This window comes from Shewanella oncorhynchi (assembly GCF_012584455.1).
Lineage (GTDB): Bacteria > Pseudomonadota > Gammaproteobacteria > Enterobacterales > Shewanellaceae > Shewanella > Shewanella oncorhynchi.
This window is the reverse complement of record NZ_JABAEB010000009.1, coordinates 38,598-59,751: the sequence shown is the minus strand read 5'-3', so window position 1 is coordinate 59,751 and position 21,154 is coordinate 38,598. Positions and strand designations below refer to the sequence as shown.

General features: G+C 46.6%; 18 protein-coding genes. 10 read left to right on the top strand and 8 right to left on the bottom strand.

Annotated elements, in window-relative coordinates; all coding sequences use genetic code 11:
- Positions 1 to 189: 189 nt before the first annotated feature.
- Entirely contained in the window at positions 190 to 1,140 is a 951-nt protein-coding gene (locus HGO26_RS15055) for a YeiH family protein (protein WP_168826154.1), read from the top strand.
- A 23-nt stretch (positions 1,141 to 1,163) separates the two neighbouring features.
- Here HGO26_RS15055 and HGO26_RS15050 read toward each other — a convergent pair whose 3' ends face one another.
- Positions 1,164 to 1,310: a hypothetical protein gene (locus tag HGO26_RS15050; protein WP_105253023.1), complete on the bottom strand. Its 147-nt coding sequence runs from the start codon at positions 1,308 to 1,310 to the stop codon at positions 1,164 to 1,166.
- Between the two features lie 113 nt (positions 1,311 to 1,423).
- A complete protein-coding gene (locus HGO26_RS15045) occupies positions 1,424 to 1,969 on the bottom strand; it encodes a helix-turn-helix transcriptional regulator (protein WP_168826152.1) in 546 nt (181 codons plus the stop codon).
- Positions 1,970 to 2,114: 145 nt separating this feature from the next.
- Here HGO26_RS15045 and HGO26_RS15040 point away from each other — a divergent pair, with 145 nt between their 5' ends.
- Genes HGO26_RS15040 through HGO26_RS15025 form a run of 4 tightly spaced genes read left to right on the top strand, consistent with a single transcriptional unit; the run spans position 2,115 to position 7,720 of the window.
- A complete protein-coding gene (locus tag HGO26_RS15040) occupies positions 2,115 to 3,338 on the top strand; it encodes a metal transporter (protein WP_168826150.1) in 1,224 nt (407 codons plus the stop codon).
- Positions 3,335 to 4,363, top strand: a complete 1,029-nt coding sequence (locus HGO26_RS15035; protein ID WP_168826148.1) for an efflux RND transporter periplasmic adaptor subunit — start codon at positions 3,335 to 3,337, stop codon at positions 4,361 to 4,363. Before HGO26_RS15040 ends, HGO26_RS15035 begins: the two co-directional genes overlap by 4 nt.
- Position 4,364: 1 nt before the next feature.
- Complete coding sequence (locus HGO26_RS15030; RefSeq protein WP_168826146.1) at positions 4,365 to 7,418, top strand: efflux RND transporter permease subunit; 3,054 nt, start codon at positions 4,365 to 4,367, stop codon at positions 7,416 to 7,418.
- A complete protein-coding gene (locus HGO26_RS15025) occupies positions 7,415 to 7,720 on the top strand; it encodes a DUF3240 family protein (RefSeq protein WP_168826144.1) in 306 nt (101 codons plus the stop codon). The genes HGO26_RS15030 and HGO26_RS15025 overlap by 4 nt, the downstream gene beginning before the upstream one ends.
- Before the next feature lie 66 nt (positions 7,721 to 7,786).
- On the opposite strand, the gene HGO26_RS15020 is transcribed toward HGO26_RS15025, so the two are convergent.
- From HGO26_RS15020 to HGO26_RS15010, 3 genes are all read right to left on the bottom strand, one after another.
- Positions 7,787 to 8,422: a paraquat-inducible protein A gene (locus HGO26_RS15020; RefSeq protein WP_105253024.1), complete on the bottom strand. Its 636-nt coding sequence runs from the start codon at positions 8,420 to 8,422 to the stop codon at positions 7,787 to 7,789.
- A gap of 113 nt (positions 8,423 to 8,535) precedes the next feature.
- Positions 8,536 to 9,726, bottom strand: coding sequence for an HD-GYP domain-containing protein (locus HGO26_RS15015; protein WP_105250731.1), 1,191 nt, complete (start codon positions 9,724 to 9,726; stop codon positions 8,536 to 8,538).
- 306 nt (positions 9,727 to 10,032) lie between these two features.
- Entirely contained in the window at positions 10,033 to 11,403 is a 1,371-nt protein-coding gene (locus HGO26_RS15010; RefSeq protein ID WP_168826142.1) for an ATP-binding cassette domain-containing protein, read from the bottom strand.
- A 515-nt stretch (positions 11,404 to 11,918) separates the two neighbouring features.
- Here HGO26_RS15010 and HGO26_RS15005 point away from each other — a divergent pair.
- Positions 11,919 to 13,277 (top strand): isochorismate synthase, encoded by a 1,359-nt coding sequence (locus tag HGO26_RS15005; RefSeq protein WP_168826140.1) that lies wholly within the window; start codon positions 11,919 to 11,921, stop codon positions 13,275 to 13,277.
- A 21-nt stretch (positions 13,278 to 13,298) separates the two neighbouring features.
- Here the strand turns inward: HGO26_RS15005 and HGO26_RS15000 are convergent, their stop codons facing one another.
- Positions 13,299 to 14,039, bottom strand: coding sequence for a transporter substrate-binding domain-containing protein (locus HGO26_RS15000; protein WP_105250734.1), 741 nt, complete (start codon positions 14,037 to 14,039; stop codon positions 13,299 to 13,301).
- Between the two features lie 205 nt (positions 14,040 to 14,244).
- On the opposite strand from HGO26_RS15000, the gene HGO26_RS14995 reads away from it, so the two are divergent.
- Positions 14,245 to 14,904, top strand: coding sequence for a 7-cyano-7-deazaguanine/7-aminomethyl-7-deazaguanine transporter (locus tag HGO26_RS14995; RefSeq protein ID WP_105250735.1), 660 nt, complete (start codon positions 14,245 to 14,247; stop codon positions 14,902 to 14,904).
- Positions 14,905 to 15,004: 100 nt separating this feature from the next.
- Positions 15,005 to 15,463 carry a GNAT family N-acetyltransferase gene (locus HGO26_RS14990; RefSeq protein WP_168826138.1) on the top strand — a complete coding sequence of 153 codons (459 nt, stop codon included), beginning with the start codon at positions 15,005 to 15,007 and terminating at the stop codon, positions 15,461 to 15,463.
- 338 nt (positions 15,464 to 15,801) lie between these two features.
- Here the strand turns inward: HGO26_RS14990 and HGO26_RS14985 are convergent, their stop codons facing one another.
- Together HGO26_RS14985 and HGO26_RS14980 are read right to left on the bottom strand one after the other, a co-directional pair.
- Entirely contained in the window at positions 15,802 to 17,955 is a 2,154-nt protein-coding gene (locus tag HGO26_RS14985) for a sensor histidine kinase (protein WP_105250737.1), read from the bottom strand.
- Position 17,956: 1 nt separating this feature from the next.
- Positions 17,957 to 19,339, bottom strand: coding sequence for a sigma-54-dependent transcriptional regulator (locus HGO26_RS14980; RefSeq protein WP_105250738.1), 1,383 nt, complete (start codon positions 19,337 to 19,339; stop codon positions 17,957 to 17,959).
- Between the two features lie 284 nt (positions 19,340 to 19,623).
- Here HGO26_RS14980 and HGO26_RS14975 point away from each other — a divergent pair, with 284 nt between their 5' ends.
- Positions 19,624 to 20,448 (top strand): ABC transporter substrate-binding protein, encoded by an 825-nt coding sequence (locus HGO26_RS14975; RefSeq protein WP_131524430.1) that lies wholly within the window; start codon positions 19,624 to 19,626, stop codon positions 20,446 to 20,448.
- Positions 20,445 to 21,152: an ABC transporter permease gene (locus HGO26_RS14970; RefSeq protein ID WP_168826136.1), complete on the top strand. Its 708-nt coding sequence runs from the start codon at positions 20,445 to 20,447 to the stop codon at positions 21,150 to 21,152. The genes HGO26_RS14975 and HGO26_RS14970 overlap by 4 nt, the downstream gene beginning before the upstream one ends.
- Positions 21,153 to 21,154 lie beyond the last annotated feature (2 nt).

Sequence of the window (21,154 nt, the reverse complement as noted above, 5' to 3'; positions counted from 1 at the left end):
TCTGATAGTCAATAAAACTGACTGACTAGATAAGTTTAATTGATTTTATTGAGGCTCATACACCCAGCTATAATGCCCTCTTTCATCTGTCTCCATGATCAATCCAATTGATCGCCATTTTGTATCCGTCGCTTAATGTGAAGATCTGTGGTTGGAACGATAAACCGAATCGCTCGAGCCTAAGGCGTTATGAATTCTTCATCGACATCACAGCAAAATAATAAGACTCATCGCATCGTTTTCATCTGTGCGGGTTTGTTATGCCTCGCGCCTTTTATCTCATCGCCCATGGCGCTAGTGTTAGGTTTTACCTTAGCCAGCCTTGGTTGGGTGCCAGTGCAATGGAATATCGCCGCACTCACCAAAAAACTCCTGTCTTATTCGATCATTGGCTTAGGGTTTGGGATTAACTTAAACGCGGCGATCGAGGCGAGCACCCACAACTTCGGCCTGATTGTTGGCTCAATCTTTTTCACCCTCAGCTTAGGGTTTATGCTCACCCGCGCCCTGAAATTTGATCATGTCACGGGCCACTTAATCGCCTCTGGTACCGCTATTTGCGGTGGCAGCGCCATTGCCGCAGTCGCTCCGGCCATCAATGCGCGTAACGATCAAACCGCCACTGCGTTAGCCTGCGTATTTGTGCTCAATTCAGTCGCGCTATTTTTATTCCCTGCACTCGGCCACTTGCTCAATATGAGCCAATACGATTTTGGCGTGTGGAGTGCCATCGCCATCCACGATACTTCATCGGTTGTCGGCGCGGCTTCAGCCTACGGCGATGAAGCCTTAAAAACCGCCACTACCATAAAACTCGCCCGTGCCCTGTGGATTATTCCGATAGCATTGGTCAGCGCTATGTTGTTTGGTGGCAATAAGCGCAAGCTTAACCTGCCGTATTTTATCGGTTTTTATTGTTTAGCCATTGCCGTGGCCCATTGGTTGCCACAATTCCACGCTGTTTATGACACCTTATTTATGGTGTCGAAACGGGCATTAGTCCTGTGTTTGTTTTTGATTGGTGCAGGAATTACAGTGCAGAAAATGCGGGCGAGTGGCCCCAAACCTTTGTTGCTTGGGGTGATGCTGTGGGCAGCAATTGGTATCACGTCTTTAGTGTATATTGTTTATTTTCAATAGCTAAGATTTAACTCAAAGCCAATCTACTCTGCCGTCGGCTTCATTCGCCAAGCCCAGTAGAGGACGCCAACAAAGGCGGAGAATTCGATAAGTGAACGCACGAGTCCTGTGGTTTGCGTCGAAGCGACCAAGGCAATCAGGCAAAACACGATAATCAGCCAGTTTTTCAATTGCATCTTCCTGCAAACTTAGGGGATGCTCATTATTGTTTAGAACTAAAAACTCAGCAAATATCGATTTTCAATAACAAATAGCTATAACAGCTAAGCCAATCCTGCGCTGATTAAGCTGCCTTAGGGCCTGATGCCGCTTCATTCGCAGCAAGATCTTGATTATGTTCTTGAATAAAATCTTCCATAAACCAAGCGCAAAAAGTATGGCGTCCATCGACTGCCGCTTTACCGTAAATGGTCGATGCCTGTTGTCTGACGGTTTTTTCTTTAGTCTGGCGCACTTCGGCAATTTCTTTAAAGCTTAGGCCCTTAAGTAATAAAAAAGCCACTTGCTGCTCACTCTTAGTAAAGCCCCAAGTCTCGAATTGCTGCGACACCGCTTGGCTGTATTCTTGTCTGGCAGAGCGCATTTGCGTCGACATATTGTCGATTTTTTTATCCGCATGCTCCAACCGTTTAGCCAACGCTTTCACTTCGCGGGAGCGACGAATAAGGTCATAACTTAAGTACATGGCACCAATCACAGTGAGCACTAATAACATGGCTTCCTGGGCAATATGCCATTGGGGAATGCCCAATTGAATGTCGGAAGTGATGTCAAAAAGCTTAAAGCATATGATCAAGGCCAACAGACCAATAATGACAAGATCCTTCATCGAAAAACTCCTAAATAAAAGCAAAATCAACCCATTAATTTATGGGACATATGTACCATAGACGGTTTTATGATACATGTCCCCCACGACTTTCGCCCACCAATCCCTACACTAACAGCACACTTTATTACCATAGAATCGTCCTATGTCTGTCAGTACGTCTTGTATCAAGTTATGTCTGTTGGCGACCTTAGTCAGCAGCAGTTTCCTGTGCCACGCCGCGCATTCCGAGCTATCTCAAGCACTCACCACCAGCCAAGCAAGATTACATTCTCTATCTCAATCAGGCGGTCAGTTACCGCAATCACAAATAAGCTTAAGCAGTTCATCTTGGCTCAATGGCCTGCCGAGCATTAGCTTGAGTCACTTAGGTAGCCTAGATAATGGTAACAGCTACGAGCAGGAACTCTCACTCAATTTGCCAATAAAATCCCCTGCTTTGCACAGCAGCGATAAGCAAATTAAACAACTCACCCAAGGCATTCAGGTGCAACAAGCCGCGCTGCAAGGCCTGTATTTATCGGGATTATTGCGACAAAGCCTGTGGGAACATCGTCTTGCTGCAGTGAAACTGGCCCAATTAGATCGCAAGAGCCAATTACTCGACAAACTCCATAATCAGCAAAAGCAACTCACAGATGCGGGCGAACTGCCGATTGCCCACATTCTCTTGTTAGAACGCGAACTGGTGGATATTGCACTGGAGCGGGTCGATCTTAATCAGCAACAGGCCGAGGCGCGTGCCCTCTATCAACAACTCACCGGACAAGAGCAAATACCGCAGAACATAGCCGAAACCGCGCGGCCACTTTCTGCCAACAACCAACCCAATGACATGCTCGCGCAGCATCCATTATGGCAACTATTGAGCCTGCAGAAGCAGCAACAGCTGTTGATCATCCAGAGTCAGCAAGCAGGGAATAACGATCCTTGGGCAGTCTCACTCACGGCCAAAAATACCGCCGATAATAAAGTCGATGATCAACAGCTTGGCATCGCCGTTTCTGTACCACTGACCTTAGGTTCTGCCCTATCACAAACCGAATTATCCCAATGGCAACAAGCCAATACCGAGCACACGCTCAACCTCGACCGTACCTATATCGAGCTAAAAACTCAGCTTAAAAAGCTAGAGCAACAGCAACAAAACTTACTCGACCAACAAACATTGCTAACCCAAGCCTTACACCTTAGCCGCACCATCACAGAGGAGCTGGCTAAGGTCAAAGACCAAAACCAAGTTAGCTACGAAGTCTGGCTGCGCCGCTATATGGATGCCCTCGATACCGAATCCCGCTTGGCACTGAACCAAGTCGCGCAGCAACAACTGCACTCCCAACAACTGCAAGCCTTAGGAATTTCATTATGATGGCCAAGTACGGCGCATGCCTTTTCTGTTTATCCGCCAGTGTTGCCACCTTAGTGCAGGCTGAATCCTTAACGATAAGTTCCCTCGGTAATTTAGACCTGAGCTACGTGCAACCACAGAAAGTCGCCAGTTATGAGGGCAGCCCGTTGCCCGCGCAGGTTGAAATCCTCCCCGGTAACGATTACTGGATCAGCACACCGGAGAATATCCAGCAGATCAGCTTTCTCGTCGGCCAAGGCCAGCTCGTCACTAAAGGCCAAGCGATTGTCAAACTGACTGGGCCAGAAGTGTTCCACTACCTCGCCCAAGTCGAAGCCGCCAGCAGCTTGTATCAACTAGCCAAAAGCCGTTATGAGCGCAATAAACCCTTATTAAACAATGGCAGTATTAGCGCAGAAAAATGGCAAGAGATCAGCCAAGACTACTTCAGCACTCACCTCGAATACGAGCACATGCAGCATTTTATGGAGATAGTCAAAAGCACAGATGCCACCACAGACTCCCTAGTGGTAGGCACGCCAGTGGCGGGGATCGTTAAACTCAACCAAGTGAATGGGCCTTATATGGCGGGTTCACAGCTATTCTCACTGGTGCCCAGCGACAGCATTCGCGTCAAGGTCAGTGTGCCAATGAGTCAGTCGCACTCGCTCTCGGCGGTGAATATCAATCAGTGCCATATCGCTATTGAGTCCGTGTCGGCCATCGCCGAAGGTGCCTTTGTGACCGCTTGGTCATCACCCTTGCCGCAGGAGTGTAACTTACTGTTAGGACAACAGATCACTGTGATACCCGAGTATCAAAAGGCGGTGTATTTATTGCCTAAAAATAGCGTATTCAGTTGGGAGCAAGACAGCCAAGTCTTCACTAAAACCGCAGACACGCTCACCTCGATTACAATCAATATTCTTGGCTCAACCCCAGAGCAATATATCGTTGAAAGCGATCAAGAACTCAGCCAAATCCAAGTGCTATCCCAGTCAGTTGCTGCAGTCAAAGGCATAATGCTTGGCTTAGGAGGCGAATAAGATGTTGACCTCAGTCATCCGCTTTTCGCTTACGCAGCGCTTATTTGTGCTGATTGTGGCGCTGATCATCATGTTAGCGGGAGCACGAGCCTGGTTTTCCATTCCCTTGGATGCCTTTCCCGATATTTCGCCCACCCAAGTGAAGATCATCCTCAAGGCGCCCGGCATGACGCCGGAGGAAATCGAAGCGCAAATTACCGTGCCGATTGAAACCGAACTGCTAGGCATTCCCCATCAATCGATTCTGCGCTCAACCACTAAATACGCCATCAGCGATATCACCCTAGATTTTGACGAAGGCACAGATATCTATTGGGCGCGCCAGCAGGTGAGTGAACGCATCGCCGCCGTGTGGGACAGTTTCCCTGAAGGTGTGACGGGCGGCGTAGCGCCTATGAGTACGCCACTCAGCGAAATCTTTATGTTTTCACTCGAAAATCCCAATCTATCACTGATGGAAAGGCGTCAATTACTCGAATGGGAAATCCGTCCGCTACTACGAACCGTTGCAGGTGTCGCCGATGTGAATATCCTCGGTGGCTATGCCAAAAGCTTTAGTGTGACCCCCAAACCTGCGGCTATGGCGGCCGCGGGCGTAAGTTTTGCGGCGCTGCAACAAGCGATAGTGGAGAATAATCACAACGAAGGTGCGGGCAAGCTCACCATTGGTACAGATACCATCATAGTGCGCGCCGAAGGTCGCATCGATGATATCGACGAGCTCAAACAATTAGTGATCAAAGCCGATGATGCCAGAGTGTATCGACTGCAGGATTTAGCCGATATTCAAATTGGCCACTTAGCCCGCTATGGTGCAGTCACTAAGGACGGTAACGAAACCGCAGAAGCTTTGATCATCGCCCTAAAAGACGCCAATACAGCACAAGTAGTCAAAAACATTAAAGAAAAACTCGATCAAATCAGCCTAACCTTGCCAGAAGGTAGCCAGATCAACACCTTTTATGACCGCGCTAATCTGATCAATACCGCGATTGATACTATCTCCAATGCCTTATTCGAAGCCGTAGTGTTGGTGATCATCTTGCTGGCGCTATTTTTAGGCAACGTGCGCGCCGCATTGGTCGTGTCACTCTCGCTGCCTCTTGCCGCGTTGATGACGTTTTTGATGATGGATTACTTCAATCTTTCTGCAAACTTAATGAGCCTAGGCGGACTGGTTATTGCCATCGGCATGTTGGTGGATTCATCTGTGGTCGTAGTCGAAAACATGGTGAATCTCATCGCTACTAAGCAGAGATTACCGCGGCTGCACTTGATTTTTCGCGCAACCAAGGACGTTGCCATTCCCGTGGTGTCGGGCACTGTGATCGTCATGATAGTGTTCTCGCCCTTACTGACCTTGAGCGGGCTTGAAGGCAAACTCTTCACCCCAGTTGCGGTCACTATCGTGTTTGCCATGCTGTCGGCGCTGGTGTTGTCGTTAACTGTCATTCCGGTTATCGCCTCTTATCTCGTCAACGAAAAAGCCGCCAAGGAACCTAAGGCGATTGAAAAGCTTAAACAGTTTTATCTGGTCAGCCTCAAGAGCACGTTTAGCCATCAAAAACGCTTTATGGTGATCGCCTTTAGCTTGCTTATCGTCAGCTTAGGCTTGTTCGGGTTAGTGGGAAAAACCTTTATGCCGACCTTAGATGAAGGCGACATTATCCTGCAGCTGGAGAAATCCCCGTCGATTTCACTCGAAGCTTCGATTGCCATCGACAAGCAAATTCAGCAAACCTTGCTGGCTAAAGTTCCTGAAATCAAACAAATGGTGGCGCGTACTGGCGCGGATGAAATCGGCTTAGATCCCATGGGGCTCAATGAAACCGATGTATTCTTAGAACTTTTTCCCCGCAGTGAATGGCGCTTTGCAAATAAAGAAGCGCTTATCGATGCGATCCGCGCTGTGTTATTGGACTATCCCGGCGTTAATTTTAACTTCACTCAACCGATACAAATGCGTGTGTCCGAAATGCTCACCGGCAGCATTGGCGACGTGGCGATTAAGGTCTTTGGTAATGATATCGACACCTTAGGCCAGCTCACGAGCCAGATCCAACAGCTCGTTAATGCCACCAGTGGCAGCGTCGATGTGAAAATGGCGATGATCGAAGGCAGTCCTTTTATCAACCTCACCTTAGATAACGAGCTCGCCCGTGGCTTTGGCATGAGCACCATGGAGTTTGCTCGCTACCTGAAAAGCCAGCTCGAAGGCGTGATCGTGACCGAAGTGCTGCAAGGTAAGAAACGAACGCCCGTACTGATGGCTAATAATCAGAGCCACTTAAGCAGCATTAATGAGCTTAAAAATCAGTTACTGGTGATGCCAGATCACTCTTTAAAACGCCTGAGTGATGTCGCTACCTTAAGCTATAAGCAAGGCCCCATCCTTATCGAGCGTGAGCAAGGGAATCGCTTTTCAGTGATCACCACCAACGTGCAGGGTCGCGATATTGTGAGTTTTGTAGAAGAGCTCAACGCTAAAATCGCAAAGGAAATCAAACTCCCGAGCGGTTATAGCGTGAGTTTTGGTGGCGAGTTTGAAAACCAACAACGGGCCACCAGCAATTTACTACTAGTGATCCCCATTGCTATCGCACTGATCACTTTGATTTTATTCACCACATTTGGCTCACTGGCCAAAGCGGGCTTAATCCTCGCCAACGTTCCCTTCGCTATGATGGGCGGCATAGTTAGCCTGTATTTATCTGGGGAATATTTGTCCGTGCCCGCCTCAGTTGGCTTTATCGCCCTGCTCGGTGTCGCTGTGCTCAATGGAGTGGTAATGGTCAGCTATTACGAACAAACCAAGCACATGTTCAGCAACCTGCGCGAACGGGTGGAACAAGGTGCGGCGCGGCGTTTACGCCCCATTTTGATGACGGCGACAACGGCCATGTTTGGTCTTATGCCACTAGTGTTTGCCTCAGGTCCTGGGGCTGAAATTCAAAAACCTTTAGCGATTGTGGTGATTGGCGGTCTGCTCACTTCAACCATTACCACACTGTATTTACTGCCAATTCTGTATTTTTGGCTGGAGAAACGTAAATGAGCACAGAACAACTGTTAGTACTGATCGCCCAAAATGATATTAAGGACGACATAGTCGATACCTTGATAGAGCTGGAGTTTCTATCGGGCTTTAGCCTAGGGAATATTTGTGGTTTTAGCCGTGAACACAGCCATTTTAATATCAAGGAACAAGTGGAAGGTTATCGGGAGTTTTGCAAATTCGAAATCATGCACCCCGCTGCGCAACAAGCGGCGCTGCTCGCGGCACTGGCGTTAATCTGCAAACATAATCCCTGTCGCTATTGGATTATGCCCATCTATCAAAATGGTACTCTGTCCTAACTCGCTGAGCGGTTAAATCTCGGCATCCCGACCTTATCGCTAAGGTCGGGATGCCTTATAAAATAGCTACAAAATTGGCGTTGGACGCCGCACTAAAAAACCACTCAGGATCGATAAAATGCAGTAAGCGGTAAAGAAGTAAAAACCGTTTTCAAACTGCGCTTGGGTTTTTAGCATTTCCCCCATGCCACCTGAGGCGTTCCCCGCCATAAAGGTGATGATCAGCGCTATCACAAACACATCGGCCATCGACCACTTGGCGAGTGCGTTGACGACGGCATTAATCCTCAGTTTCAGGCCAATCGAGCTAACACATTGCTGTGCCAACATTAAGCTCAACTTCAAGGCTGGCACCACCACGCTGAATAACATGACTAATCCCGCGACGAGTCCATTACCAGAGTGATAAAGCTCGGTCACTGTTCCCCAAATACTACGAGTCTTCTGCAACACTTGGACTTCGCCCTTAAGGCTATTAAACCCAAGCAAGCCACTGACCATGCTTAACATGCCGCGGGCACTGTCACGTCCAGAGTCCTCATCAAAGCTTTGGGCAACTTGCTCTATGCCTTGTTCCGCCAGCTTGGCCTTATCGATACTGCCGCTGATACTCAAAATAGGTTGAGTCACCCCAGGGATTAACAAAGCCAAGGATAAGATAATGATAAAAATAGGAAATAGAGATTTCATAGCACTGTTCATAGCATTGCTCGACCAGAGAAATACTTTCAGTTTACGGTTTTTAGCGCAGGCTCTGCAATCATTCACACCAGCCATCGACTCAGATGACCGGTATTTAAGGTAGGATTTGAAGATTAATAGAAAGGAGTCGGATCGATATCTAATGTACTCGGTGACACACCGCGTTCAATATAAAGTTCAGATTTTAATAAATCCACCATAGCGACATCAGTGTAACGTTTTACTTTTAAAGAATAAAAACACTTTACGATTGGATGTAGCGCATCCCTATCTTTCGAGGCCCAAACAATACCAACACGACCATCCGACAATTCAACTAAGGAACCCACAGGGTAAACACCAATACAACGAATAAACTCATAGACCAATTCTTGATCCAAATGGAATGGCGTCAGACTGAGTAAAATTTTAAAGGCCGCGGCAGGGCTCATAGCCTCTTTATAACATCGCGTCGCTGTCAAAGCATCGAAGATATCAACGATACAACTCATACGGCCATGGCGGGGGATTTCATCACCCTTCAAACCCCTTGGATAACCTCTGCCATCTAATTTTTCATGGTGCATCAAGCAGATATCTTTACTGATCTGTGACAGACCAGTAGTTTCGTTCATAATTTCAAGCGCATACACTTGATGCAGCTTCATATGTTCGAACTCTTCCGGCGTCAGTTTGCCCGGCTTATGCAGCACTTTATTGTCGACTTTAATCTTGCCAATATCGTGCAAAATCCCGCCGACCGCCATTTCCCGTAACATGACGCGATCTAGCTTTAAGTATTTACCAAAGGTCACCAGTAGAAAGGCGACATTCACTGAATGTTCAAGTAGATAGGCATCTTTTGAACGGAGTGCAGACATACATTTAAGCGCATCAGCATCCAACATCACTGACTCTATCATGGTATCGGCCAACGCTTCGAAGGGGGCAACTTCGATGGCTTTACCTTCGAAGGTCTCAGATAAGACTTTACGAATGAGGTCTTTCGCTTCGGTAAGCATGACTTTAGCTTGAGCTTGTTGCTTATCGCGGCTAATGAGCGCTTTTTTATTGTCAGTTTGATTATCGTTAGTGATTTTTTTCTTTAACCCACAATGTTCAGCCGAACGATCAGCGTCTACCCAAACAAATTTAATACCACTTTTAGCTAACTTTAAAATCGCATCCTTGTGTTTAATTTGTCCTGCATTTGCAATAGCAAGTTGACCTTTATCATTTTTGTCTATGGCACTGACAAACATACCTAATGTCAATTGCGACACAGGTAATTTGATAAGTTCAACTGATTCTGCCGACTCACTCATATCTACAACCCCAAGGATGATGTGCCTGAATAAAATATCAACTTAACCATACGACATTAAAGCGACTTACGCTCAAATGTTCTGTTGTTATTTTTGATTATTATAGAACAGACGTGAGGGGCATTCTAAGACGAGGATTAGAAAATCACCATAGACTTTCTTGGTAAATAAAGGGTCCTAAACAAGATACGATGAAATCAGAGCTTAAGGCGTAGATTAGGCCCATTTCAATCTCTCATTATTTCAACAAATGCCTAAGGGCTAGGCATTCAAAACCTGCGCCCCTCACGCGCGAAAAGCTCACAATTACCCCACATAACGCTCAACCATTTCAGTTGACTCTTCCACCAATAAACCATTACGTAAACTCAGTTGCCGTGACACTGCGCTGTGTTCAATGCTTCTGTGAGTGCTGAGCAAAATAGCGCAACCTTGGGAGCTTAACCGCTTTAGCAAGTACCACACTTTGCCGTAGTAATGCTTATCCATCCCCGCCAATGGATCGTCCAAAAGCAGCACCTTAGGGCGTAGACAGGCGAGTGACGCTAAGGCAATCAAGTGCTGTTGGCCGTAGGATAATTTGTGGGGCGACAGATGGGCTAAGCTAAATAAATCCAACTCGTCTAACATTTGCACCGCTCGCTCTTTGGGGAGCTCAAAGCGCCTAAGGCTAAACTGCATTTCGGCTAGCACGTTAGACTCGAATAATTGTCGACTCGGCCTTTGCATCAATAGTCCCAATTCAGCGCCATAAATCCCCAATTTAGGCCTTCGCCCTAGCACTTTAAGGGGAAGACGCTGCCTTAAACTGTGCACGCCCGCTATGGTTTTCAATAAACTCGTTTTACCAGAGCCGTTGTCGCCCACTAAGGTCACTATCTCCCCCGCTTGCAATTGAAATCCTTGTGGACACGCAAATAACGTGGGACAAGCATCGAACCCAAAATCAAAGGCTTCGGCACTGACCAAGACTTTGCCTAAATGCTCAAATTTAGCTTGATGTCGCCACGCAGGCGCTTCAATTTGCGGCGCATCGCTCACGGTATAGATGCCTTCGGACAACTTGCCAGCCTCTAACTGCCAATAATGCTGAATAATCTCGGCGAATGCCGAGGCGTTATGCTCAACTAATACTAGCGCCATACCATCTTGGATAAAATTGCGAAGCACGACCAGCAGCTCACTCACACCGTGATCATCGAGTTGTGCCCAAGGTTCATCGAGCAGCAGTAAATGCGGCTCTGACACTAACTGGGCGGCGATCATTAAGCGATATTTTTGACCGAGAGAAAGCGTGCTGACTTGGGTATCGAGGCGCAAATACAAGCCCACACGCCGCAGAGCTAATTGCACTTTAGGTAGCATTTGCTCGGTGGGAATACCGAGGTTTTCTAAGGCGAAAGCCACCTCGGCACCAACGGTTTGCCTTAGTAGCTGAGTTTGTGGGTCTTGCATTACCAGACCCGTAACCAATTGAGGATAACGCCAGATGTCACCTTCATGCGGGCGATTTAACACGCCCGCCAGTAGGTTTAGCAAACTCGATTTTCCTGAGCCCGTCGGACCGCTCACGCAATGGCATTGGCCTGTACCAATCGCCAAGTTAATTTCCTGCAATACCGTCGGTAACTGGCTGCCATAGTTGAAGCTAACGCCTTCGAGATCTAAGAGTTTCATGCTATATCTGCCTATAAAGATCTAACGAACAGCCTATGACAAGGCTTCACCCTAGTCGTCTTTTCATTCCCACGGCGAGTCATACGTTAATAGACATCTAACTTGTCACGTAGAAAATTTAAGATGTGCCAGCTATTGTGGACCGCGATTATTCTGTCTCAACCGAAAAACGTTTAAAAACCAACCTAGATCGACTAATTACGACAAAGGGAAAGTACATTTAACGACTAAGAGACAAAATGTCCATCGAGGGTGACTTGCCCGACAAAAAGACCCACTCAAGTCACATTTTTTATCAGCGTAAAATGAGACTATGGCGAAAGTCACACGATAGGGCCTTACATCTTGACACACTCGACCGTGGCCTTTAATTTGAGCGAAAGATTCTTATTTACAGACTAAAATCACTACAGGTAAATGGCTTGTAAAAGAGGACATTAACCTGAGTCGAATTTACTGACGCTGACAGAGTGACCTTCAGCTTTCGCCTTCATCCGTTATCTTTGGAGTTCTATTTGCCCGTTCATGCCCTGTCTGAAGACCTTAAGTCTCTCATCGACAAACTCATTCAATTAAAGCAAGTTCCACCGACGGAACCGATAGTGCAGTTGTCACTAAACACTGTCGCTATGCCTTTAATTTCATGGCTGGCATCCCAGGCTCAATACCCAAGGATCTACTGGCATGGGCGCGACAGAATCGAAGAAGTCGCGGCGATAGGGGCGTGCAAAGACTTTAGATTTGAAACCGGAATCAATGATCAGCAACTGGCCATGGCCTACCAAGAGCAGCGAGCCTTATCGACGAATCAGAATATTCGCTACTATGGCGGTGTTGCCTTCGATCGCACTATAGAGTCTTGGCCTGAGTTCGGTAATAGCCGCTTTATCCTGCCGCGCATTGAATTTAGACGCAGTGGGAACAAATTTAGCCTATTAGTGAATCTTAATTTTGCTGATAATGATCACCATAGTGAGATAGATAAGGCCATCGGCGCTATCGAAGCCGTCATGCCTGCTAAGCCACTCTCGCCACCTAAAAAGATCGTTCCACTTGGGCGCAGTGACAAACCTGATTTTGAACGTTGGAAGACATTAGTCGAGCAAGTGGTGGATCCTAAATTCAATCAAGATACCCCAAAAGTCGTGTTATCCCGCTTAACGCAACTTGAAGTCAACGAACCTATCGATCCTTGGATGGTGCTGGCTTGCTGGCAGGGCCGTAATCCCAATAGTTTCCAGTTTGGCTTTCAATTTAGCCCAGATCGCACTTTTATCTCTTGCTCACCAGAGCGTTTATTCCGCCGCCGTCAGCAGGAACTATTTACCGAGGCACTTGCTGGTACAACGGTACGCGGTCTCAATCAAGAAGAAGATGTTGCGCTGGCGAACGCTTTATTAGAAGACAACAAAAATAGCGTTGAAAACCAACTTGTTCGCAGTCACATAGTGAATATGCTCACGCCGCTGAGCAATTATGTTGGCGCCGATGAATTAGCGACTATTTTTAAGCTGAACCATATTCAACATTTACACCGTGCAATTCGAGCCGAATTGAAGCCGGGCGTGAATGATTTCCAACTTTTGCAAGCCCTGCATCCTACTCCTGCAGTTGGCGGCTTGCCGCGGTATTCAGCGCTAAACTTTATTCGTCAACGTGAAGGTTATATTCGCGGTTGGTACGCCGGTGCCTGCGGCTATTTCAATAAATATGAGAGTGAGTTTTCGGTAGCGATCCGCAGTGCGCTGATCGAACCAGGTCGGATTAATCTATTTGCGGGGGCGGGAATTATTGCAGGTTCTGAGCCTGAAGCTGAGTGGCAAGAGCTTGAAAATAAACTCGCAACCATAATGTCGATTTTATTCGAAATGTAATAAGCCTAGTAAACATTAAGACTATTCAGCGCCGTCAGCCCTTCGTTTTTCAATCGTTTCAAGGTAAAGCCTGTCCTGTTCACCCGAATCGATTAAGCGCTTATGTGCAAGGTCAAAATGTTGTTTCAACATCTGGCCTTTCTCGGTGTTAGCGAAAACAAAATAGGTTTCGGCCTTGAGTACACCTTGAATAATCACAAAATTTTGTGGCGCCTTTAATTTAGGAACAAACGTAAGTAAATTAGGTTTGTAATCTAGCACGGCATCTATACGTCCAGCATTTAAGCTATTGAGCATAGTCAACATATCGCTACTTTCTTCGTAATACATAGGCACAGGTGTCAGCATATTGTATCTGTAGGCCAGCATGGCCTGAACCTTCTTGTGGGATAGGCTTTCAATACCAGTCCATCCTGCCGCCACCTCAGCAGTAACAGCCACATCGATAGAGTCCACTTCAACCATATTCTCTGTTAATAGCCCCTTTTTAATATCACCCTTGTAAACGCTGAGCGTGATATCGGTACGATTGTGCTCAACAAGATATAAACTGCGGGCAAAAGGCATAAACTGTACATTGAGCTGCCATTCTGGCTCAGGGAAAATCCGCTGAAGTAACTCGAAGTAGTAACCCGTTTTATCACGATTGGCAAATCCCTCCCAAGTTGACGTTGCTACATCGACCACTATCGGCTGAGCGGCGGAAACAGATACAGGTAACACAGCTAAAAATAAGCAAAAAGTAGCAAAAAATCGTCTCATGGCTATCCTCCTTCGACGTATTCAAAGTGTAGAAGAGTTTTCATTCTATGTGCACATTTAAACAGCAGACTTGCATCTTAAAACTCGACCACTATAATGGCGACCCGATTTCAGCACGCTGTCACCGGCAATAAAGTCGTAAACATAATAAATTGAATATTAGCGGGTTCCCTCACCCCGCCCTACACAACTAAAAAGGCCACATATGTTAATGTTAACCACAGCGCAGCTTCGCCGCGCTTTATTCCTATTAGTAGGATTTCACATACTGATTATTTGCGTCAGCAACTACTTAGTACAATTGCCATTTCAACTGTTTGGCTACCACACAACTTGGGGGGCATTCAGCTTTCCGTTCGTGTACTTAGCCACAGATCTCACTGTCCGTATTTTTGGCCAACAAGCCGCACGCAGCATCATACTCAAAGCTATGATTCCCGCTTTGATGATTTCCTACGTGATGGGAGTGATGTTCCATCAAGGTAGCTTTCAAGGTGCTGATTCACTTGCACAGTGGAATACCTTTGTGTTCCGAATTGCCTTTGCCAGCTTCGCGGCTTATTTGATTGGTCAGTTGATGGATATTAAGGTTTTTGCCCGTATTCGAGCCAGTCGCTCTTGGTGGGTCGCCCCAGCCGCCTCAACCTTAGTCGGAAATCTGGTCGATACTTTAGTCTTTTTCAGTATCGCCTTTTACGCCTCTTCCGATAGCTTTATGGCAGCCAATTGGCCCGAAATCGCTACAGTCGATTACGGCTTTAAGCTAATCGTGAGCTTAGGCCTTTTCCTACCGGCATACGGTGTTTTGCTAAAAGTCTTACAGGACAAGATTTTGCGAGCCAATCCGCAAGAATCAATTTCCTAATTAACCCAACTGGCCAGACCTGTTATAATTTAACCAGTTAATAGCTCAGCCCTGCTCCTGTTAACGCGCGAGTGGGGCTGATTTTTTATGAGAGTAAACTATGTATTCTATTGAAATTAAAGCAGAGTCAAGTTTGACTCCCGAGTTAGCCGCTCAGCTTATCCAACTTAGCCAACAAATCCCTGAGCTCGATCACCCACTCACAAACGAAGTGTTGGACCAGCGCTTACAGGGCAAGACATATTTGATCTTAGTCGCATATGTAGAAGGTGAATTGGCAGGGTTTAAACTGGGTTATGAGCAAGAAGAAACCATATTTTACAGCTGGTTGGGTGGAGTAGCATCCGACTTTAGACGTTTAGGCTTAGCGCAGAGTCTACTCGAATATCAAGAAACTTGGGCACGCCGCCATGGCTATAATCATATTCAGGTGAAGACGCAGAACCGCTTCCCTGCGATGCTTAATTTATTGATCAGTAATCAATATTTAATTACTGAACTGACAGCCGATCCTAAAAGCTTAGTCGATCATAAACTGCATCTGTGCAAGTCGATCTAAACCGTTAATGGATGAGAGCAAAACGATATTTGTAAAGATATGCACTTTTTGCAATAAATAGCTTGCAAACACAATTGAGAATGATTATCGTTAACGTGCGTTCCAAAACTCATCTTTAACAACGATGACTGGTAATCGACGTTGTTATGGAGCTCCTGAGTTTGCAAGCACGACATTGCTCACACACACTCTTTGTGGCCGGACTCATCATCCGGCTTTTTTTTGCCTAAAAATCAGTAATGCAAAGCCACATAATACAAAGCTAGCAATCGCTCGACATATTTTAATTCAAACCTAATCAGCCAAATACAACACAATGTCTATTTAACGGGATAAGACTAATCTGCAGACATATCGCTGTAGTTGCCCGCAAAGTGTAAGCCATCGTAGGGATTATTTTGCTGATCTTCCTTCGCTTCATGATACAAACCTATGGTAAATAAAGACCCTTTACCCAAAGTTGAACTCACTTCTATCGTGCCACCAATCCGCTTGATAATGCCGTAACTGAGCGAAAGACCTAAACCAGTGCCATCCTTACGTGTGGTATAAAAAGGGTCGAAAATCCGTCCAAGCTGCTCTGGCGCTATCCCTGAGCCTTCATCTTCCACTTCTATTTTGACGCCAATCGGCATATCTTGCTGCACCCAGTCATAGGTTCGCACCCAAATACGTCCTTTACCGTCCATCGCATGCGCCGCATTCACTACAAGATTAATCAAGACTTGCAGCAACTGCGGACGATTAACCTGTACTGGACAACTGGCGTTTAACTCAGTGATCAGCACGACTTCTTGTTTTTGAATCGAATGTCGCACCAACACCAACATTTCTTCGATAATAGGAGTCATCGGATGCATTTCTAGTGGTGCGTTGAATTCGCCAGGTCGGCTGTATTGCAACAGGCTACGGATGATAGTGCTGATCCGCCCAACCTGTTGAATGACTAGATCAATTTCTTCTTTTACTACTTCAGCATTATCACCAAGTTCGTAGCGCAGTAATTCCATATTGCCAAGAATTACAGCCGTCGGATTATTGATTTCATGGGCGATACCTGCGGTCAATTCGCCAAGAGCTGTGAGCTTCTCGTTAGTGACGAGCTGTTGACGCGTTTCGTTCAGTAACGCCACGTTACGTTGCAACTCTAAGGTTTTATCCTGCAGGCTGCGAGTACGCTCTTCAACCTTCATTTCAAGCTGTTCTGCCGCCGCTTGAATTTGGGCATTTCGACGCTGTAGCAAGTCAAGCATACTGTCAAATTGCTCGGCTAAGTTCGATAACTCATTATCCCTATCTAATCCTAAGGCGCCGATACGAATATTGCGCCCCGACTGCACTGCTTGTACAACATGGTGAATACGCTCAATGGGCTGCAACAAGCTATAGGCGCCGCGATAAACCAGCAAGCCCGACACCAGCAGCACCAACATGAGAATCGTGCCCAGCTCTATGATATTGAGTAAATAATTATGGATAAATGGCGATTCAGAAAAGCCGGTATAGATCATACCGACACGTTGGCCGCGAACATCTTCCAAGGGGGCATAAGCGGAAATAAACCAATCGTTAAATACGAAAGCGCGATCGACCCACTGCTCGCCTTGAGTTAACACTTTGTCTTTCACTTCCTCCGACACTAAACTGCCAAGCGCGCGGCCCAGCGTCTCATTACCTGTGGGATAAAAATGCAGCGGCACGTTGGTGGAAATACGGATGTTATCTAAGAAGATGGTCACAGTGCCGATGGAACGCTCGGGCAAGGTGCCTTTGTCGTATACCAGATCACGAATGTGGTCGACAATTCGAGTATCGCGATTAAACAAGATCCCACCATCGAGATACCAAGCCACTTTGCCTTCCATATCAGGGACGGGCAATAGGCTACGGCTCAATAAACCACGTTCTTCAACGGTTTTAACGGGGCTCTGCGCCCGCAAGGTTGCAACTATCGGAATGCTCGCAGTGATAGCCAATTCGGGGTCGATACGTGCTAAACGCTCGGGCGGCAGCACCATCAAGCCGGAGTAAGGTAATAAACCGTCTAACTTAGGAAGGATTTGACGTAAATCTGGGTCTGCGGCCGCTTCGGCAACACTAACTAAACGCAAATAATCGAGATTTAGCTGTTTTTTCTGTTCAAGAAGAAAAGCATCAATACTGGCTCGGTAGCTGACTTCGCCACTTAATTCTTTACCACTGAAAAGTGGCCTAAAGTCATTTTGAAAAGTCCAAGACGTCACCACACGTTCAAGTTGTTTTTCTTGGCGTACTTGCACTTGCTGCAAGGTGTTTTCGGCAACAGATAAGTCAGCTTTAACCTTCATAAACAGCTGCTTACCTGTATAACTGATGTTCCAGTAAATAGTGATAAACACTAAACTCACCAGTGTCAGTAGAATGGGCAGTAACGTCAGGATTAATATGCGATAGCGCACCTTGGCCTGCATTTGCTGCCAACTGACACCAAAAAAGTGAGTGAAGAATGACACCCTATGACTCCTGTTCGCCACTAAAATCAAACCACTCTTTATACTTGCGATCTAAGGTCTTACGCGAAACGCCTAAATCCCTCGCCGCGGCAGACTTATTGCCAGAATGTAAGTCCACAACACTGGTCACATGGTGTTTTTCTACGTCTTTCAATGGCCAATCCAATGGATAACCCGATGTGGATAAAGACTCACTCTTCAGCTGTTGCTTCCAATATTCCGCTGGCGGTTTACCCAGCAAAATACAACGCTCAATCATGTTGCGCAGTTCACGAATGTTACCAGGCCACTCGTGTTGCTGTAGTTTCACCATATCTTCATGGCTCCACACGACTTCTCTTACCCCTAATTCAGCGGCAAGTTGGCGAGTGAAATGATGGGTTAACTCCACGACATCTTCGGGTCTATCACGTAATGGCGGGATTAAAATATCGAGCACATTCAGCCGATAATATAAATCTCGACGGAAATTCCCTGCATCCACTTCATCAATCAGAGTACGGTTAGTGGCCGCGATCACTCGCACATCGATGTTAACTTCTTTCTCGCTGCCCACAGGACGAATCGCTTTTTGCTCTAATACTCGGAGTAAAGCCGTTTGCATTTTCAGTGGCATTTCGCCAATTTCATCGAGAAAAATCGTCCCGCCAGAAGCAAAACTGAATAAACCTTCACGATTGCCTTTCGCACCCGTAAAGGCACCGGCGGTATGGCCAAACAATTCACTTTCGAGCAGTTCAGGGGCGATAGAGCCACAGTTAACTGGGACAAAAGGTCCCTGACGTCCACTAAGCAAATGCAATTGCCGTGCGACTAATTCCTTACCCGTGCCCGACTCACCTTGGATTAAGACGACGGCATTGGTCGGCGCCACACGTTCGATTATATGTTTCACCGACTTCATGGCTTCACTGCTGCCAATAATGGTCGATGAATAACCGATTGAAACCTCACGACGCAGCATCAAATTTTCACGTTTAAGCAGACGACGTTCGATACAGCGATCGACCGCAGTCATCATCTGTTCGAGATGGAAAGGTTTCATGATGAAGTCAGACGCACCAGCGCGTAGCGCAGTAATCGCGACTTCCATGTCAGCATAGCCAGTCATAAATATGATGTCCGAACGACGCCCCTGCTCATCCAACGCTTCATGCCATTCGATACCCGAACGACCAGGCAGACGAATGTCGACGATAAGCAAATCGAAATGGCAACGGCTACGCAGCTGCTCCGCATCTTCGATACTGCCCGCCGTTTCGACTAAGGCAAATTTCTTCGAGAGTGCCTTATTTAAAAAACTCCGCATTCCGGGTTCATCATCAACAATCAGTACCGATACTGCCGAGGGAAGAGGCTTGAGGTTATTATCTATCTGGCTCATATTGTCTGCTTCTGGACATTTTGACTCATTTGCGACCAATTCTAGCACTGAAAATAGATGAATAGGTCACTATGAACCATCAGAAGTTTGTCCTGAGACAATTTGTCTGTAGAGTATTTGTTAAGCTTGCGATCAAGCTCACAAATTAGGTTAAGCTGTGAAGAAAATGACCGCATTTTCAGCTTGGCATCTAACTTGCTTTCAACCGAACGTATTACAATTTACGAGACCTTCCACTCAGTAGGCATTTGAGTTGGAATCCTATTTTCCGCCAAGGAGTACCCATGCTAAACATGAAATCTCATATGAAGTCATTACTGGGACTGGTTGTTGCAGCCAGTATGTTCACTGTTTTACCCGCTCACTCGACTGAAATTATCAAGTTAGCCACCACCACCAGCACAGAAAACTCAGGCCTATTGAAAGAACTGTTACCTAAGTTCGAAAGTGAATCAGGCTACAAGGTTCAAGTCATCGCCACAGGTACAGGTAAAGCCCTGAAACTAGGTGAGCAAGGTGACGTGGATTTAGTCATGACTCACGCGCCTAGCGCCGAAGCTAAATTCGTAGCCGATGGTTTTGGTGTTGAGCCCCGTGGCATTATGGAAAATGATTTCGTAGTACTTGGCCCTAAAAACGACCCAGCAAAAATCCGTGACAGCAAAACAGCCGAAGAAGCTTTCGTTAAAATGGCAAAATCAGGCGTGCCTTTTATCTCTCGTGGTGACAATTCAGGCACTCACATCAAAGAGTTAGAAGTATGGAAAGCGGCAAATGTTACTCCTAACTTCAAAGGTTATACTTCAGTAGGTCAAGGCATGGGTAAAACCCTGCTGATGGCAAATGAAATGCAAGGTTACACTCTGTCTGACCGTGGTACTTTCGTGGCTTATAAAACTAAGCTCGATCTTGCCGTTGATTTCGATGGTGGCAAAACCTTAGCCAACCCATACCAAGTCATTCTCATCAACCCTGCTAAATACCCAGATCTGAACCACAAAGGCGCTAAAGCATTCAGCGACTGGTTGATCAGCAAAGAAGGTCAAAGCATGATCAACAGCTTCAAAGTTGAAGGCGAGCAATTGTTCAAGGCAACTTATAGCGAATGAACGACGGCTGGCTAGCACTATTACAGCAGGCGTTAAGCCTGCTGTTTTCTTTAGACCCTGACGTTTGGTCCATCATTTCGATCTCGTTTTCGGTTTCTTTCGCGGCACTGCTGATCACGCTGGTTCCTTCCATGGTGCTCGGCTTTGTATTGGCGTTTGCGCCATTTCGCGGCAAATGGATAGTCACTAACTTAGTTCAAACTCTGCAATCAATCCCCACAGTGGTTATCGGTCTACTCGTGTATTTACTGCTAACGCGCAACGGTCCTATGGGCGATCTAAAATGGTTATTTACTCAAGAAGGCATGATTCTCGGGCAAATGTTCATCTGTGCCCCCGTGCTAATTGCAATGAGCCAAGCCGCATTCACTAGCGTTGATCGCAGAGCTTGGGAAACCTCACGCACCTTAGGTGCCTCTTGGTGCAGTGCAGTGTGGACAGTATGCCGAGAACTGCGCATGCCCTTACTGCTGGCGATTGTCGCGGCCTTTAGTCGCATTCTGACCGAAGTCGGCTGCTCTATGATGGTCGGCGGCAATATTTTAAACGTGACCCGTAATATTCCTACCGCAATCGCACTTGAAACCAGCAAAGGTGACTTCGCCCAAGCTATCGCCCTCGGGCTAGTGCTGCTAATCTTGGCCTTGATCCTCAACTTTGCCTTAGGTAGTTTACGCGGCAAAGCCATGCCAAGGAGCCACTAAGC